Annotated in this window: 13 protein-coding genes; 6 read left to right on the top strand and 7 right to left on the bottom strand. The window is 71.3% G+C overall.

Going from position 1 to position 14806, the window contains the following annotated elements; translation table 11 throughout:
• The first annotated feature begins 131 nt into the window (after nt 1-131).
• Nucleotides 132-875, top strand: coding sequence for a phosphatase PAP2 family protein (locus tag F4554_RS00895; protein ID WP_202889087.1), 744 nt, complete (start codon nt 132-134; stop codon nt 873-875).
• Here F4554_RS00895 and F4554_RS00890 read toward each other — a convergent pair.
• Nucleotides 842-3382 carry a replicative DNA helicase gene (locus F4554_RS00890; RefSeq protein ID WP_238341485.1) on the bottom strand — a complete coding sequence of 847 codons (2541 nt, stop codon included), beginning with the start codon at nt 3380-3382 and terminating at the stop codon, nt 842-844. The two genes, F4554_RS00895 and F4554_RS00890, sit on opposite strands and share 34 nt — an antisense overlap.
• A gap of 615 nt (nt 3383-3997) precedes the next feature.
• Between F4554_RS00890 and F4554_RS00885 the strand changes: the two genes are divergently transcribed.
• Nucleotides 3998-5329, top strand: coding sequence for an MATE family efflux transporter (locus tag F4554_RS00885; protein WP_337795817.1), 1332 nt, complete (start codon nt 3998-4000; stop codon nt 5327-5329).
• Between the two features lie 126 nt (nt 5330-5455).
• On the opposite strand, the gene rplI is transcribed toward F4554_RS00885, so the two are convergent.
• From rplI to F4554_RS00860, 5 genes are all read right to left on the bottom strand, one after another.
• Nucleotides 5456-5902, bottom strand: coding sequence for a 50S ribosomal protein L9 (gene rplI, locus F4554_RS00880; RefSeq protein ID WP_179785587.1), 447 nt, complete (start codon nt 5900-5902; stop codon nt 5456-5458).
• An 18-nt stretch (nt 5903-5920) separates the two neighbouring features.
• Nucleotides 5921-6157: a 30S ribosomal protein S18 gene (rpsR, locus tag F4554_RS00875; RefSeq protein ID WP_092651073.1), complete on the bottom strand. Its 237-nt coding sequence runs from the start codon at nt 6155-6157 to the stop codon at nt 5921-5923.
• Nucleotides 6158-6234: 77 nt separating this feature from the next.
• A complete protein-coding gene (locus F4554_RS00870; RefSeq protein WP_179785586.1) occupies nt 6235-6750 on the bottom strand; it encodes a single-stranded DNA-binding protein in 516 nt (171 codons plus the stop codon).
• 16 nt (nt 6751-6766) lie between these two features.
• Complete coding sequence (gene rpsF, locus F4554_RS00865) at nt 6767-7057, bottom strand: 30S ribosomal protein S6 (protein ID WP_179785585.1); 291 nt, start codon at nt 7055-7057, stop codon at nt 6767-6769.
• 118 nt (nt 7058-7175) lie between these two features.
• Entirely contained in the window at nt 7176-8210 is a 1035-nt protein-coding gene (locus tag F4554_RS00860) for a serine hydrolase domain-containing protein (protein WP_179785584.1), read from the bottom strand.
• A gap of 80 nt (nt 8211-8290) precedes the next feature.
• On the opposite strand from F4554_RS00860, the gene F4554_RS00855 reads away from it, so the two are divergent.
• From F4554_RS00855 to tyrS, 4 genes are all read left to right on the top strand, one after another.
• Complete coding sequence (locus F4554_RS00855; protein WP_179785583.1) at nt 8291-9097, top strand: deoxyribonuclease IV; 807 nt, start codon at nt 8291-8293, stop codon at nt 9095-9097.
• Nucleotides 9098-9184: 87 nt separating this feature from the next.
• Nucleotides 9185-10321 carry a peptidoglycan bridge formation glycyltransferase FemA/FemB family protein gene (locus F4554_RS00850; protein WP_179785582.1) on the top strand — a complete coding sequence of 379 codons (1137 nt, stop codon included), beginning with the start codon at nt 9185-9187 and terminating at the stop codon, nt 10319-10321.
• Between the two features lie 7 nt (nt 10322-10328).
• Nucleotides 10329-11363, top strand: a complete 1035-nt coding sequence (locus F4554_RS00845; RefSeq protein ID WP_179785581.1) for an alanine racemase — start codon at nt 10329-10331, stop codon at nt 11361-11363.
• A 140-nt stretch (nt 11364-11503) separates the two neighbouring features.
• Nucleotides 11504-12787 (top strand): tyrosine--tRNA ligase, encoded by a 1284-nt coding sequence (gene tyrS / locus F4554_RS00840; RefSeq protein WP_179785580.1) that lies wholly within the window; start codon nt 11504-11506, stop codon nt 12785-12787.
• On the opposite strand, the gene F4554_RS33390 is transcribed toward tyrS, so the two are convergent.
• Nucleotides 12779-14482, bottom strand: coding sequence for a mannosyltransferase family protein (locus F4554_RS33390; protein WP_337795816.1), 1704 nt, complete (start codon nt 14480-14482; stop codon nt 12779-12781). The genes tyrS and F4554_RS33390 overlap by 9 nt on opposite strands.
• Nucleotides 14483-14806 lie beyond the last annotated feature (324 nt).

Here is a 14806-nt window from a genome sequence, read left to right as displayed (position 1 = left end):
GCTTGACGAGCGCGACGGTGGACAGCTCGCGGCCACCGTGCGTTCACTGCGACATGCGAAACAACCGGGCCTCCAGGGGCCGTGAAAGCGCGCGGTCGCTTCGGGCATGGGGCGGTTCGCGGTCATGGCGGGTGGCCGTCGTCGAACTCGTCGGTCTCGCCGCCTGGTTCGTGGTCTTCACGCGCCTGCATTCACTCGCCGGCCGGGACGTCGCCGCGGCGACCCGCAACGCCGTCGGCCTGCAGTCGCTGGAGCGGGCCACCCACCTGGACCTCGAACTGACGGTGAACCAGTGGCTTACACAGGAATCGGCGCTGATCCAGCCGTCGGTGTACTTCTACCGGCTGTACTACGTCGCTCTCATCGGGGTCCTGGCGTGGACTGCTCTACGGCACAGCGACATCTATCCGCAGCTGAGGCGGGCTCTGGTGGCGATGACCGCGTTGGTCCTGCCCGTCTGGTGGGCCCTGCCGATGTCGCCGCCGAGGTTCGCCCTTGACGGAGTCGTCGACATCATCGGCGAGAACGACCTGCTGGGAAGCAAGGCTTCCACCACGCTCGACAACGGTCAGAACCACTTCTCGGCGATGCCCAGCATGCACGTCGCGCTGGCGGCCTGGTGCGCGTTCGCCGTCTGGTCAGCGCTTCGCGGAGCCCACCCTCGGGGCGCCCTGCTGGCCTGGTTGTTTCCCGTTCTGATGGTCGTCGTGGTCATCACCACCGGGAACCACTACGTCCTCGACGTGGCGGGGAGTGCCGCACTGCTCGCCGTCGCCCTCGCCGCAGCGGCGGTGTGGGCACGCGTGCTTCGTCGATCCCGATCACTGCCGCCGGGCCCGGGTCAGCCCTGGGCCATGTCGACGAAGCGGGAGTAGTGGCCCTGGAAGGCGACCGTGATGTTGGCGGTGGGCCCGTTGCGGTGCTTCGCGACGATGAAGTCGGCCTCGCCGGGCCTGGAGGACTCGCGTTCGTAGGCGTCCTCGCGGTGCAGGAGGATCACCATGTCCGCGTCCTGTTCGATGCTGTTGTGGACCGCGATCCCGTCCGCCACGAAGTTGTGCGTGCCCAGCACCGTCGCGTCGTAGACCTCCTGCTCGCCGAGGCTCTCGACGGACACCACCGTGTCCCAGAGCACGTCGTTGGTGGCGAGGACGTCCAGCTCGGCGCAGTCCAGCACCGAGGCGACCTTGGCGAGCCGGGTACGACTCGGTGCGTGCTTCCACATCGTTGAGCCGGAGAAGCTGGTGCCCGTCGCAGCGGCGAACTGCCGGTGAGTCACCTGCCGCTCGGCGAGCACCTCGCGCACCCGGTCCCACACGTCCCGGGGCACGGTGTCGACATTCGGGTTGGCGGTGACGGCGCGGAGTGCCGGCAGAACCTCGGCGGCAATCGCGCCGCGTGCACCATGAACCCCGACGTCCTCGATGAACCGGAGTTGGTTCTCCGCACCCACTACGTGCACGTGGTGGGAATCCCGGTAACCGTCCTTGCGGACGGTCTTGATCCGGGTGAAGACGTTGAACCTCAACAGCAGCCGGGCGACCTCGTCCGCCAACCGGCGGCTGGTCGTGGCGTAGTAGATCCGCACCTGATCGCGGACGTCCCGGTGCACGCACCCGTCCGTCGACCACAGGTGCCGCAGGAACAGCCCCACCTGCCTCTTCGGCAGCGAGAACACCCCGGCCGGCACGAACTTCTCGTGCGAGCGCAGGCCAAAGAGGCCGAGTTCGTCGAGCCACGCCGCGATCGGGTTACGCCGGCCGTGAGTGAGCCGGTGGGGAGCCGGGAGCCGAAGGGTGGTGACCCGCGCAGCGGGATATTCGTCTCGAACAGCGATGATCCCGAAACGACGCCGAGTGCTTTGCGTGACTGCCCGCAGGTTGGCTTCGTCCGTACTCGCGTACCGAATCGGCTGACGACGGACGAACGAGCCGTCGCCGAGCAGGTGAGCGAGCGTGACCACCTCGTCGTCGTCCCAAGGCGTGATCTGCAACGGTGGCGGGACGTGGCGCGCGACGGCCAGGCGGCTACCCGACGCAACTTCGCGAAGCGGCTTCCAGCCGTCGTAGGTGAGGAACGGGTGGTTGCCCGTGGCCTTGACCTCCCGGCCCGACGCGAGACGGAGACGGAACACCTCCTTCACCCCGCTGGAGAAGACGTGTGTCATCGTGCGCGGCACCAGCTTGAGGCGCTCGTCCAGGGACCAGACCGGCACGTCGCGGGCACCGGAGGCAAGCAGTTCCCCCAACGCCACCTCCTGTCCAGTGTCCGCGCGGAGAACTCGGGTGTCGGCGGTGAGGCAACCGGACTCGCGGAGGTCGGAGAGCATCGGGCGCTTGTCGGTGCGCTGCTCGGGACCGCGGTTGAGCTGGGACAGCGCGACGACGGGGACGCCGAGCTCCTTGGCCAGCAGCTTGAGGTTTCGGGAGAACTCCGCGACCTCCACCTGGCGGCTCTCCACCCGCTTGCCGGAGGTCATCAGCTGGATGTAGTCGAGGACGATCAGCCGCAGATCGTTGCGCTGACGCAGCCGCCGGCACTTTGCCCGGATCTCCATCAGCGTCATGTTGGGCGAGTCGTCGATGTAGAGCGGGGCACCGGAGACCTCACCCATCCGCCGGGCCATCCGCGCCCAGTCGTCGTCGGTCATGCTGCCCTGCCGCATGTGGTGCAACGGGACCCGCGACTCCGCCGACAGCAGCCGCATGGTGATCTCGGTACGGCTCATCTCCAACGAGAAGATCACCGACGCCAGGCCGTGCTTGACCGACGCCGCGCGGGCGAAGTCGAGCGCCAGCGCGCTCTTGCCGACACCAGGACGAGCCGCGACCACGATCAGCTGGCCGGGGTGCAGGCCGTTGGTCAGCGCGTCCAGGTCGGTGAACCCGGTGGGCACGCCGACCATCTGGCCGCCGCGGGAACCGATCGCCTCGATCTCGTCGAGGGCGGACTCCATGATCTCGCCGAGGACGGCGTAGTCCTCGCTGCTGCGCTTGTCGGTGACGCTGTAGATCTCGGCCTGCGCACGATCGACCACGTCGTCGACGTCACCGTCGCCGGCGTACCCGATCTGGGTGATCTTGGTGCCCGCCTCGACCAGCCGGCGCAGGATCGCCTTCTCCCGCACGATCGCGGCGTAGTAGCCGGCGTTGGCCGCCGACGGCACCGACGCGATCAGGGTGTGGAGGTAGGGTGCGCCGCCGATGCGGGCCAGCTCGCCCTTGCGCTGCAGCTCTGCCGAGACGGTCACCGCGTCGGCGGGCTCGCCTCGGCCGTAGAGGTCGAGGACCGCTTCGTAGACCGTCTCGTGCGCGGGACGGTAGAAGTCGGGGCCGCGGACCTCCTCCACCACGTCGGCGATGGCGTCCTTGGACAGCAGCATGCTGCCGAGCACGCACTGCTCCGCGGCAAGGTCCTGCGGCGGCATCCGGTCGGGTGCACCCTCGACCGCGCGCGGGACAGGAAACTCGCTGACACTCACTGCCGCACTACCTCCGACGCTCCACCCGTGACGAACACCTGTGCGACAGTTCTAGCGGCGACCACCGACAAGATGGTTCTGCGCGATCGGCCAGGGTTCGACGTGAGAGGCGACCGTACGCCGTGGAGGGCCGTGAGCGGCAACCCGCTTGTACACAGGGGCTGTGGGTAGCCGGGGGATTGCCTGGGGATTCGCTGTGCACAGCCTGGGGATTTCTCTGTGGAGAAGATCTCGGAGAGCGCACGATCAGGCGGTTCGCCTGCGAGTTCGGCGTCCCCACGCTGTGGACACAACCGATGTCCGGAGAAAGTGCCCGGCAATTGCTTGCCCGGGCGTGTCGTCCACACCGGGCGTGCCGTGTCCACGCCGAGGTGTGCGCAGACCCCTCGGCCGGCCGCTCTCGCGATGGCCGCATCATAGGGACGGCCACCCCGTCCGAACCCGTCCATGGCCACGCCCGAAGCCCGCCCGAACCCCGACCGAGCCGTGCCGCGCCGCCTCCGGAGGTCCCAGCCCGTGTCCCTCATCCGGCTCCGGAGCCCGCACGACCGGGAAATCCTGCGCCTGGCGGTGCCGGCGTTCGGCGCGCTGATCGCCGAACCCGTCTACCTGCTGGCCGACTCCGCGATCGTCGGCCACCTGGGCACCCCCCAGCTCGCCGCGCTCGGCCTGGCCGGCACGGCACTGCAGACCCTGGTCGGCGTGTTCGTCTTCCTCGCCTACGCCACCACCGCGTCCGTCGCCCGTCACCTGGGCGCGGGTGACCGCCGGTCGGCGCTGGCGTACGGGATCGACGGGCTGTGGCTGGCACTCGGGCTCGGGGTGCTGCTCGCGCTGGTCGGCACGCTGGCGGCACCCGCCGTGGTCGGCGCGTTCGGACCCTCACCGCAGGTGCGCGAGTTCGCGGTCAGCTACCTGCGGGTGGCGGTGCTCGGTATGCCCGCCCTGCTGCTGACGTTCGCGGGGACGGGCGTGCTGCGCGGGCTCCAGGACACCCGGACGCCGCTGTGGATCGCGGGTGCGTCGTACGTCGGCAACGTCGTGCTCAACGTGCTCTTCGTGTACGGACTGCACCTGGGGATCGCCGGCTCGGCGTGGGGAACCGTGCTCGCCCAGACCGCCGGTGCGGTGGCGCTGGTCGTGGTGGTGGTGCGGGCCGCCCGCCGGCACGACGCGCCGCTGCGGCCGGACCTGACCGGCATCCGGGCGAACGCGCACGCGGGCGTACCACTGATCATCCGCACACTGACGCTGCGGGCCGCGCTGCTGGTCATGGCGTACGTCGCCACGTCGTTCGGTGACGTGGCACTGGCCGCCAACCAGGTGGCGTTCACCCTGTGGAACACCCTCGCCATCGCCCTGGACGCGATCGCGATCGCCGGGCAGGCCATCGTGGGGCGCTACCTCGGCGGATCGGACGTCGCCGGTACGCGGGCGGCGACCCGCCGGATGGTGGAGTGGGGCGTCGGCGCGGGCCTGGTGTTCGGCGCTGTGGTGGTGCTGGCGCGACCGGTGTACGTGCCGTTGTTCAGCGCCGACCCGGCCGTCCAGGCGCTGCTCGCCCAGGCGATCCTCGTGTTCGCCTGCTTCGAACCGGTCGCGGGGATCGTGTTCGTCCTGGACGGCGTGCTCATCGGCGCGGGCGACGGGAAGTACCTCGCCTACGCCGGGCTGGTGACGCTGGTGGCGTTCCTGCCGCTCGCGCTGCTGGTGTACGCCGCCCACGCGGGCCTGCTCGCGCTGTGGTGGGCGTTCGGGGGGTTCATGGTGGCCCGGCTGGCGACCCTGGCGGTGCGGGCGCGAAGCGACGCCTGGCTGGTGACCGGGGCACGCGCTGCCCGGCGCTGACGGCACGGCCCCATCGACGCCGGCGCCGGGACGCCGCCGAACTCAGACCGGACCCAGCCAGGAAAAGACCGGAGGGGCGGCTCCGGGAATCCGGGACCGCCCCTCCGGGCAGCAATGCCACTGCGCTCAGGCCGAGACGACCTCGAGCGAGAGCTTGGCGCTGAGCTCCGGGTGCAGGCGAACCGACACCTGGTGCGAGCCGAGCGTCTTGATCGGCGTGCCGATCTCGATCCGCCGCTTGTCGATGTCGGGGCCGCCGGACTGCTTGACCGCCGCCACGATGTCGGCGACGGTGACCGAGCCGAACAGCCGGCCGCTCTCGCCGGACCGCGCCGGCAGCTTCACCGACAGGCCCTCGAGCTGGCCCTTGATCTGCTCGGCGTGCCCGAGGTCGCGGATCTCCCGGACCTCACGCGCCTTGCGGATCGAGGCGACCTGCTTCTCGCCGCCCTTGGTCCAGCGCATGCCGAGACCGCGCGGGATGAGGAAGTTACGGCCGTAGCCGTCCTTGACCTCGACGATGTCGCCCGGAGCGCCCAGACCGGACACTTCCTGGGTGAGGATGAGCTTCATAGCGTGTCAACCTCCTCGTCAGCGCGCGGTGCTGGTGTAGGGCAGCAGGGCGACTTCGCGCGAGTTCTTGATGGCAACCGCGACGTCCCGCTGGTGCTGGGTGCAGTTGCCGGTCACCCGGCGGGCACGAATCTTGCCGCGGTCGGAAATGAACTTCCGCAGCAGAGTCGTGTCCTTGTAGTCGACGTAGGAGATCTTCTCCTTGCAGAACACGCAAACCTTCTTCTTGGGCTTGCGTACAGGGGGCTTGGCCATCGTGGTGCTCCTCCAGGAAGCCCCGCGTCATGCGGGAATGGTCGCGGATGGGGAAAGAACGGGATGACGTCGGTGGATCAGAACGGCGGCTCGTCCTGGGATCCGCCGGACTGCTGTCCGCCGCCCCAGGGGTCGTTTCCGCCGGACCGCTGGCCGCCCTGCCGGGCGCCACCGCCGCCACCTTGCTGCGTCTGCCACGGGTCGTCGCCACCGAAGCCGCCCTGTGCACGGCTGGTCTTGGTGACCTTGGCGGTCGCGTTGCGGAGGCTGGGTCCCACCTCGTCGACCTCGACCTCGAAGACCGTCCGCCGCTCACCCTCGCGGGTTTCGTACGAACGGGACTTCAGCCGGCCCTGGACGACGACCCGCATGCCGCGCTGCAGCGATTCGGCGACGTTCTCCGCCGCCTGCCGCCACACGTTGCAGGTCAGGAACAGCGTCTCGCCGTCCTTCCATTCGTTGCTCTGCCGGTCGAAGGTGCGCGGGGTGGACGCGAGCCGGAAGTTGGCCACTGCCGCCCCGGACGGGGTGAAACGCAACTCGGGGTCGTCGACGAGATTGCCGACGAGTGTGATGACTGTGTCGCCTGCCATGAACGCCTCCCGTGAATCAGCGGGTGTCGGGGCGGATGACCTTAGTCCGCAGCACCGACTCGTTCAGGGTCAGCTGACGGTCCAGCTCCAGGACGGTCGCGGGCTCGGCGGTGAGGTCGATCACCGAGTAGATGCCCTCGGACTTCTTGTTGATGTCGTACGCCAACCGGCGACGGCCCCAGATGTCGACCTTCTCCACGGTGCCGCCGTTCTGGCGGACCAGCGAGAGGTACTGGTCGAGGGACGGGCCTACGGTGCGTTCCTCAAGATCGGCATCGAGGATCACCATGACTTCGTAACGACGCATGCGGAACTCCACCTCCTCTGGACTCGAGCGGTCACGGTCTTTCCGTGACAGGAGGGCTTGCGTCAGGTCCGGGTGCCTTCCGCGCCATGGGGCGGGTTCTTCCCAGCGGACCAGCCGCTTAGGTTACCAGGCCGAGGTCGGCGTACAGCGCGGCCAGGGTCGCGGGCTGCCGCAGCGCCTGGAGGTCGCTGTCGGCCAGGCCGTTCCAGTACACCGCGGCGGCCAGTCCGTGGGCGGGGTCGGCGAGGCCGACGCACCAGTTTCGCCCGCCATGTCCGTAGGTGTCCGGTGACGCGTGCGGACCGTAGGTGTGTCCGGCGTACGACGTCCGGAGGAGGAAGCCGAGCCCGCGGTCGACCGTCGCGCGCAGGTACTCGTCGTACGCGCCCGCGACCTGGGGCCGGGTCATCTCCGCGACGGCGCCGGCCGAGCACAGCCGCCCGGCGAGGAATGCCTCGTAGAACCGCCCGAGCTCGCGGATCGGTCCGTGGCCGCCGCCGGTGGGGCGTTCCCAGGTGACCCAGTCCCGGGTGCCGGAGCGCGGGGAGCCGGCGATCACCGCGAGGTCGTCCCGCCGCGCGTCGTACTCCTCCTCCGGCATGCCGATCCAGGCCTCCTCGACCCCGGCCGGGCCGAACACGTCCGTACGCACGAAGTCGCCGAACCGCCGCCCGGACAGCCGGGCGACCAGTCCGGCGACGATCCACATGGCGACCGAGTTGTAGGCGCTGCGTCTGCCCGGCCGCCAGCCCGGTGCGAGGGGCGACGCGCAGATGTCGGCCACCATCCGCTCCGGCGGCACCACCCCGGTGAGCGTGCTGGTGAGCCCGGCGGTGTGGGTGAGCAGGTGGCGGACCGCGACGTCCTCCTTGCCACCGGCGGCGAACTCCGGGAGGTGCTTGTGGACCGGGTCGTCGAGGCCGAGGAGGCCGGCGTCGACCAGCCTCATCAGGGCCACGCAGGTCACCGGCTTGGTCGCCGAGGCCCATTCCACGATGGTGGAGGTACGCATGGGCACATCGGGCCGGGCCTGCCCTAGGGCGAGGTCGAGAACCGTCCGGCCGTTCAGCGAGGCGTACACCTGCGCGCCGGTGTGCCGGCCCTCCTCGATGCCGCGCCGGAGCTCACGAAGGGTGCGGGGCGCTCCGTTCATCGGGCCTGTCTTTCTGTACGGCGGGTCTGTACGGCGGGGCGTGGCGAGCAGTGTCGGTGGTGCCTCGTAGGGTGCCGTGCATGACCAGCCTGCCGCTCGGAGCGCACGTCGACCAGGAGGACCCGATCGCCGAGGCGCGGGCGCGTTCGGCCGACATCGCGCAGTTCTTCCTCGGTGATCCACAGGGGTGGAAGGGCCCGAAGTTCGCCTACGAAGGCGGCGCCGAGGCGCTGGTGGCCGCCGCCGCCGACGCCGGGGTGGGGCTCTACGTCCACGCGCCGTACGTCATCAACGTCGCCACCACCAACAACCGCATCCGCATCCCGTCGCGCAAACTGCTCCAGCAGACGGTGACCGCGGCCGCCGAGATCGGTGCGCGCGGCGTGATCGTGCACGGCGGGCACGTCTCCAGGAGCGACGACCCCGAGGTCGGCTTCGACAACTGGCGCAAGTGCATCGAGCGGATGGACATGCCGTGCCCGGTGCTGATCGAGAACACCGCCGGCGGCGACAACGCGATGGCCCGCCACCTGGACCGGATCGAGCGCCTGTGGGCGGCGGTCACCGACGCCGAGGGCGGGGACACGGTGGGGTTCTGCCTGGACACCTGCCACTTCCACGCGGGCGGCGAGGAGCTGGGCACGGTCGTCGACCGGGTGAAGGCGATCACCGGGCGGGTCGACCTCGTGCACGCCAACGACTCCCAGGACGCCTTCGACTCCGGGCGCGACCGGCACGCCAACTTCGGCTCGGGCAAGATCGACGGCGACGACCTGCTGGCCGTGGTCCGGGCGGCCGGGGCGCCGGTGATCGTGGAGACGCCCGGCGGCGCCGACGGCCAGGGCGCCGACATCGACTGGCTGCGCCGACGCCTGGACAGTCGGTAGCGGCCCCACCGACGCCCGGATTCCTGCTTACCGGGAAGCCAGGCCGGCCGGGCGCGCGGGCAGCCCAGGACCGGTAGCCTCGCCTCCGTGGTCCTGCGCGTACGAACTCTCACCCCTGCCGAGCACCTGGCCTTCCTGGAGTCCCGGGAGTCGGCCAGCTTCCTCCAGACCCCTGCCTGGGGCGAGGTGAAGCGCGAGTGGCAAGCGGAGTCGGTCGGCTGGGTGGACGCCGGCGACGAGGGTGAGAAGGTCATCGGCGCGGGCCTGGTCCTCTACCGCCGGCTGCCCCGGATGCGGCGTTCACTCGCCTACCTCCCCGAGGGCCCGGTGATCGACTGGACCGACGGCGACCTGGGCCGATGGCTGACGCCGCTCACCGAGCACGTGAGCGCGCAGGGCGCGTTCGGGATCCGGATGGGCCCGCCGGTGATCACCCGCCGCTGGTCCGCCGCCACCGTCAAGGCCGCCCTGGCGGAGGAGGGTTCGGGGCCGCGCACCCTCGGTGACGTGACCCCCGACCACAGCGACCACGCCGCGCTCGCCGTGGCCGACCAGCTGCGGTCCCTGGGCTGGCGCCCGCCGGCCGAGAACGCCTCCGGCTTCGCCGCCGGCCAGCCGCGTTACGTCTTCCAGCTGCCACTGGAGGACCGCGACGAGAAGGCCGTCCTGTCCGGGATGAACCAGCTGTGGCGGCGCAACATCAAGAAGGCCGCCAAGGCAGGGGTCGAGGTCAGCCGGGGATCGGCCGACGACCTGCCGGCCTTCCACCAGCTGTACGTCGAGACCGCCCGGCGCGACCACTTCACCCCGCGCCCGCTGGCGTACTTCGTGACGATGTTCCGCGCCCTCAACGCCGAGCACCCCGACCGCGCCAAGCTCTACCTCGCCCACCACGAGGGCGAGCTGGCCGCGGCGACCGTCGGCGTCCAGGTGGGCACCCACGCGTGGTACTCCTACGGCGCGTCGTCCACGGCCAAGCGCGACGTCCGCCCGTCCAACGCGCTGCAGTGGGAGATGATCCGGGACGCCCTGTCCTCGGGTGCCCGGGTCTACGACCTGCGCGGCATCACCGACACCATGGACGAGTCCGACTCCCACTTCGGGCTGCTGCAGTTCAAGCTCGGCACCGGCGGGGAGGCCGCGGAGTACCTCGGCGAGTGGGACCTGCCGATCTCCCGGATGCTGTACACCGCCTTCGACCTCTACATGCGCCGACGGGGGTAGCCCGCGGATGTCGCTGACACTGCACGTCGACTCGGCCCGCTGGCGGGGCCACCTGGACTCCGTCGCCACGGCGTACCCACGGCTGGTCCCGGTGGTCAAGGGCACCGGTTACGGCTTCGGGCACGCGCTGCTGGCCGCCGAGGCGACCCGGATGGGCGTCGAGACGCTGGCCGTCGGGACGTACGAGGAGCTGGCCGCGGTTCGCGAGGCGTTCCCCGGCGACCTGCTGGTCCTGACCCCGATCCGGCCCTTCGACGAGGTGCCGGACGACCCGCGGGTGATCTCCACGGTGAGCAGGGTGGCCGACCTGCGCACCCTCGCCGACGGCCCCGGACGCCCGCGCGTGGTCGTCGAGCTGTTCACCGCGATGCGCCGGCACGGGGTTCCCGCCGGCGAGCTGGCCGACGTGGTGAAGCTGCTGGAGGGTGTGCGCTGCGAGGGTTTCGCACTGCACCTGCCGCTGCCCTCGGCCGGACGTCACGGGCCGGAGGTCACCGGCTGGATCGAGCGGCTGAACGACGGCGGCGTGTCGTACGACCGGCTGTTCGTCTCCCACGTGACGCCGGAGGAGCTCGGCACGCTCACCGCCGCCCACCCCGGCCTGGAGATCCGGTCGCGGATCGGCACCCGGCTGTGGCTGGCCGACCGCGAGGCCTACGCCGCTCGGGCGCACGTGCTCGACGTGCACCCGGTGAGCAAGGGCGACCGGTTCGGCTACCGCCAGCGCCGGGTGCCGGGCGCCGGGCATCTCGTCGTCGCCAGCGGTGGCACCGCGCACGGCATCGCGCTGGAGGCGCCGAGCCACGTCGCCGACCTGCGCACCCGGGCCCGGGTGCTGGCCGCCAGCGGGCTGGAGGCGTCCGGCCGGGCGCTGTCGCCGTACTCCGTGGACGGGAAGCGGCGGTGGTTCGCCGAGCCGCCGCACATGCAGGTGAGCGTGCTCTTCCTGCCGGAGTCGGTCCGCCCGCCGGAGGTGGGTGCGGAGCTGCCGGTCAACGTCGGGATGGCGATCACGAAGTTCGACCGGGTCGTTCTGGACTGATCCACAGCTTCGTTCCCGGCTGTCCGCTAGGCTTCCTCGCGTGATCGGGACCCAGCAGCGATATCGGCGCTGACGCGCCGTCCCGGGCCGCCCTCGTCAGGGTGCGCCCTTCCGCTGCTGACCTCGAAGGATCCCGACCCGTGTCTGCCACCCCGGGCGGCTCAGCCGCCAACCATTCTGCCGCCGACCGCTCTGCCCTGCTCGCCGACCTCGCCCGCACGACCGACGAGGTGGTGAGCCGCCCCGAGCTCGAAGCCCTGCTCGACTCCGGCCGCCCGCTGCGGATCAAGTACGGCGTCGACTGCACCGCACCGTTCCTCCATCTCGGCCACGCGGTCAACCTGTGGATGATGCGCCGCCTACAGGACGCCGGCCACACGGTGGTCTTCCTTCTCGGCGACGTGACCACCCAGGTCGGCGACCCGACCGGCCGCGCCGAGACCCGGCCGGTCCTGCCCCGGGCCGCGATCGAGGCCAACGCCGCGGCGTTCCTGGAGCAGGCGGGCATGGTGCTGCGCACCGAACCCGAGGTGTTCGAGGTACGCCGCAACTCCGAGTGGTACGACACCCTCACCACACGGGACTGGCTGACCCTGCTGTCACACGTCACCCACGGCCAGTTGATGGCGCGGGACATGTTCCGCCGCCGGGTCGCCGAGGGCCGCGACATCGCGATGCACGAGCTCGTCTACCCCGTCCTGCAGGGCTACGACTCGTGGGCGATGCGCTCCGACCTCACCATCGTGGGCAGCGACCAACTCTTCAACGAGATGCTCGGCCGGCACTACCAGCAGCGGCTCGGCGGCAAGGCGCAGGTGGTGATCACCACGAGGATCACGCCGGGCATCGACGGCCGGGCCAAGCAGTCCAAGAGCCTCGGCAACTACGTGGCACTGACCGACCCGCCGCGGGAGAAGTTCGGCAAGCTGATGAGCATCCCGGACGCGCTCGTCCCGGGCTACCTCGAGGTCTACACGACCGTGCCGATGTCCGTGGCCGAGCAGGCCCGGCCGGCGGTGGAACGCGGTGGCCGGGAGGTCCGGGACGCCAAGCTGGGGCTCGCCGAGGCGGTCGTCGCGCGCTACCACGGGGCCGACCGGGCGGCGGCCGAACGCCAGTGGTTCCGGTCGACGTTCTCCGCCCGGCACGAACCCACCGACGTGCCGGTGCTGTCCGTCGCCACCGAGACGGATTGGCTCACCGTCTGGGACCTGGTCTGTCTCGCCCAGCCGGACCTGAGCCGCAGCGCAGCCCGGCGCCTGGTCGACCAGGGCGGCGTACGCCTGGACGACCGCGTGCTGGCCGACGTCGACCAGGTGCTGCCCGCCGGCACCGGGGAGGGCGCGCTGCTCCGGATCGGCCGGCGGCGGTGGTTCCGGCTCGCCTGGAACGCGGAGCCTGCTGGTCCGGCGGGGTCAGCCTGACCAGCGGCCGGTGAGGTAGGCGGCCGCCCAGATCCCGAACAACGGCACCGCGAGGATGACGTACGCCCGCCACACCCACGGCCGCCGGACAGCCAGGGCACCCAGGCCGATCCACAGCGGGAACCACAGCAGCGTGGCCCGGGGAACGGAGAAGAACCAGTACGACGTCGCGAACGCCGCCACCTGCACGCCCACCCAGGTGGCCTCGCCCCACCGGCGCAGCGTCAGCAGGACGACCGTGACGACCAGGCCGAGCAGCATGGCCACGAGCTCGGCCCGGAACATCCACTCGAAGTTCGCCCGCAGCGCGTCGCTCACGTCACCGAACGCGGTGTGCCCGGTCGCGGCGTTCCAGGTGTTGAAGAACGAGTCCCATGGCGGGGTGAAGCCGCGGTACCACTCCTGCGACTGGGCGTGGTACCACCGCAGCCAGTCGCCGGTGTTCGCGTAGAGGTAGGCCATGTAGCCGAGCACCGGGACCGCCGGCAGCGCCAGCCACAGTCCGTCCAGCAACTGCTTCCGGCGCCCGGAGGTGAGGAACTCCACCGCCAGCGCGACGACCAGGAAGATGCCCGACACCCGGACCGTGCACGCACCGGCGGCGAGCACGGCGGCGAGCCACCAGGTGCCCCGGCGGGCGGACAGCCAGGCGGGGATCGCCAGAGCGAGGAACAGCGCCTCGGTGTACGGCGCGGCGAGGAAGATCGCCGGCGGCGCCAGCATCCACATCGCCGCGGCGTACCGCCCAGCGCCCGGTCCCCACTCGCGGTCGGCGAGCCGGGCCAGTGCGACCGCGGCGACACCCCCGGCGACGAACGACACCAGCAGGCCGCCCACCACGGTGGGAATCCCGACCAGGACACCCAGCCGCAGCGTCATCGGGAAGCCGGGGAAGAACGCCTCGATCGGCGTGCTCCAGCCAGGAGCGAAGTAGCCGAACGTCGCGATCCGGTCGAAGTGCCAGAAATCCCACTGCTTCCAGGAGTCCCAGAAGCTCGGAATCTTGCCGGTGCCGTGGAACAGCCAGGGCCCGGTCATCGCGATCAACAGGATGCCGAGGCGGGTCAGCACCCACCAGGCCAGCACCTGCAGGTCACCGGGCGTCGGTCGCAGGCGTTCGGGCAGCCACCGGAGCCGGGAGGAACTCCGCGGCTCACCCGCGCCCGAGGCGGCGGAGCGTTCGGTCTCCGGCTCCGGGGTTGCCCAGCCAGGTCCGTCAGGTCCATCGAACCCGGCCTTCGCGGCGGGCTCAGCTGGAACGGATCGGGCGGCCGCCGGCCCGTTCGCCGGCTCGGACCGACCCGGCCGTCCCGGCTCGCTCGGTCGGCCCGGCTGGACGGGCCGGTCCGCCGCGCGGTCGTCCGGAGCGGGCGCCGGTGCCGGGGTGCCGCCCATCGGCGTCAGCGGCGCGGACGGTTCGTCGTCCGCACCACTGCCCGGGCCGTCCAGTTCGTCCGGCCACGAGGGACCCTGCCGGTCGGCGCGGCGCCGCTCGCCCCCGCCCGGGCTGTCGTCCGAACCGTCGTCCCGGCCGCTGCCACCGGCCGCCCGGTCGTCGGGACCGGTGGTGTCGAGCGTCCACTCCGGCGTACTGCGTTCCGGCATGGTCCAGTCGGGTGAGTCCCAGTCGGGGGCGTCCCACGGCGGCGCGGAAGCCTGCACCTCCGAGGCGCCGTACCAGCCGGTGTCCGTCACCGGTTCGGTCGACCGAGGCGTGCTGCCGGCACCGCCTGTACGGCCGACACCGCCACTTCCCGCACCACTGGCACCGCCTGTGCTGGCGGTACCGCCGCTACCCCAGAGGTCTCCTTCGGGTTCGGGCGGCACGTTCTCCCGGCGGCGGCGGCCGGGCGCCGGCGCACCTGGCCGGGGCGTACGGTCGTCCGCCGGCTCGTCGGGGAGCGGCGATGCCAGCCTCTCCCGCCAGTCGGGGCCGCCGTCGGCACGGCGGCGCGCCGGCCGGCTCGGAAACGGGTCCCCGGACCTGGAACGTTCGTCCCACGGACCGGGCCCGGCCGA

The organism is Actinopolymorpha rutila (assembly GCF_013407855.1).
Classification (GTDB): domain Bacteria; phylum Actinomycetota; class Actinomycetes; order Propionibacteriales; family Actinopolymorphaceae; genus Actinopolymorpha; species Actinopolymorpha rutila.
The sequence above is the reverse complement of the archived record's forward strand: the minus strand, read 5'-3'. Positions and strand labels throughout refer to the sequence as shown.

Coding starts and splice junctions, on each gene's coding strand:
- F4554_RS00890 (WP_238341485.1), bottom strand. CDS start 3,382: ATGCTGCTGTCCAAGGACGCCATCGCCGACGTGGTGGAGGAGGTCCGC.
- rplI (WP_179785587.1), bottom strand. CDS start 5,902: ATGAAGCTCATCCTCACCCAGGAAGTGTCCGGTCTGGGCGCTCCGGGC.
- rpsR (WP_092651073.1), bottom strand. CDS start 6,157: ATGGCCAAGCCCCCTGTACGCAAGCCCAAGAAGAAGGTTTGCGTGTTC.
- F4554_RS00870 (WP_179785586.1), bottom strand. CDS start 6,750: ATGGCAGGCGACACAGTCATCACACTCGTCGGCAATCTCGTCGACGAC.
- rpsF (WP_179785585.1), bottom strand. CDS start 7,057: ATGCGTCGTTACGAAGTCATGGTGATCCTCGATGCCGATCTTGAGGAA.
- F4554_RS00860 (WP_179785584.1), bottom strand. CDS start 8,210: ATGAACGGAGCGCCCCGCACCCTTCGTGAGCTCCGGCGCGGCATCGAG.
- F4554_RS00855 (WP_179785583.1), top strand. CDS start 8,291: ATGACCAGCCTGCCGCTCGGAGCGCACGTCGACCAGGAGGACCCGATC.
- F4554_RS00845 (WP_179785581.1), top strand. CDS start 10,329: ATGTCGCTGACACTGCACGTCGACTCGGCCCGCTGGCGGGGCCACCTG.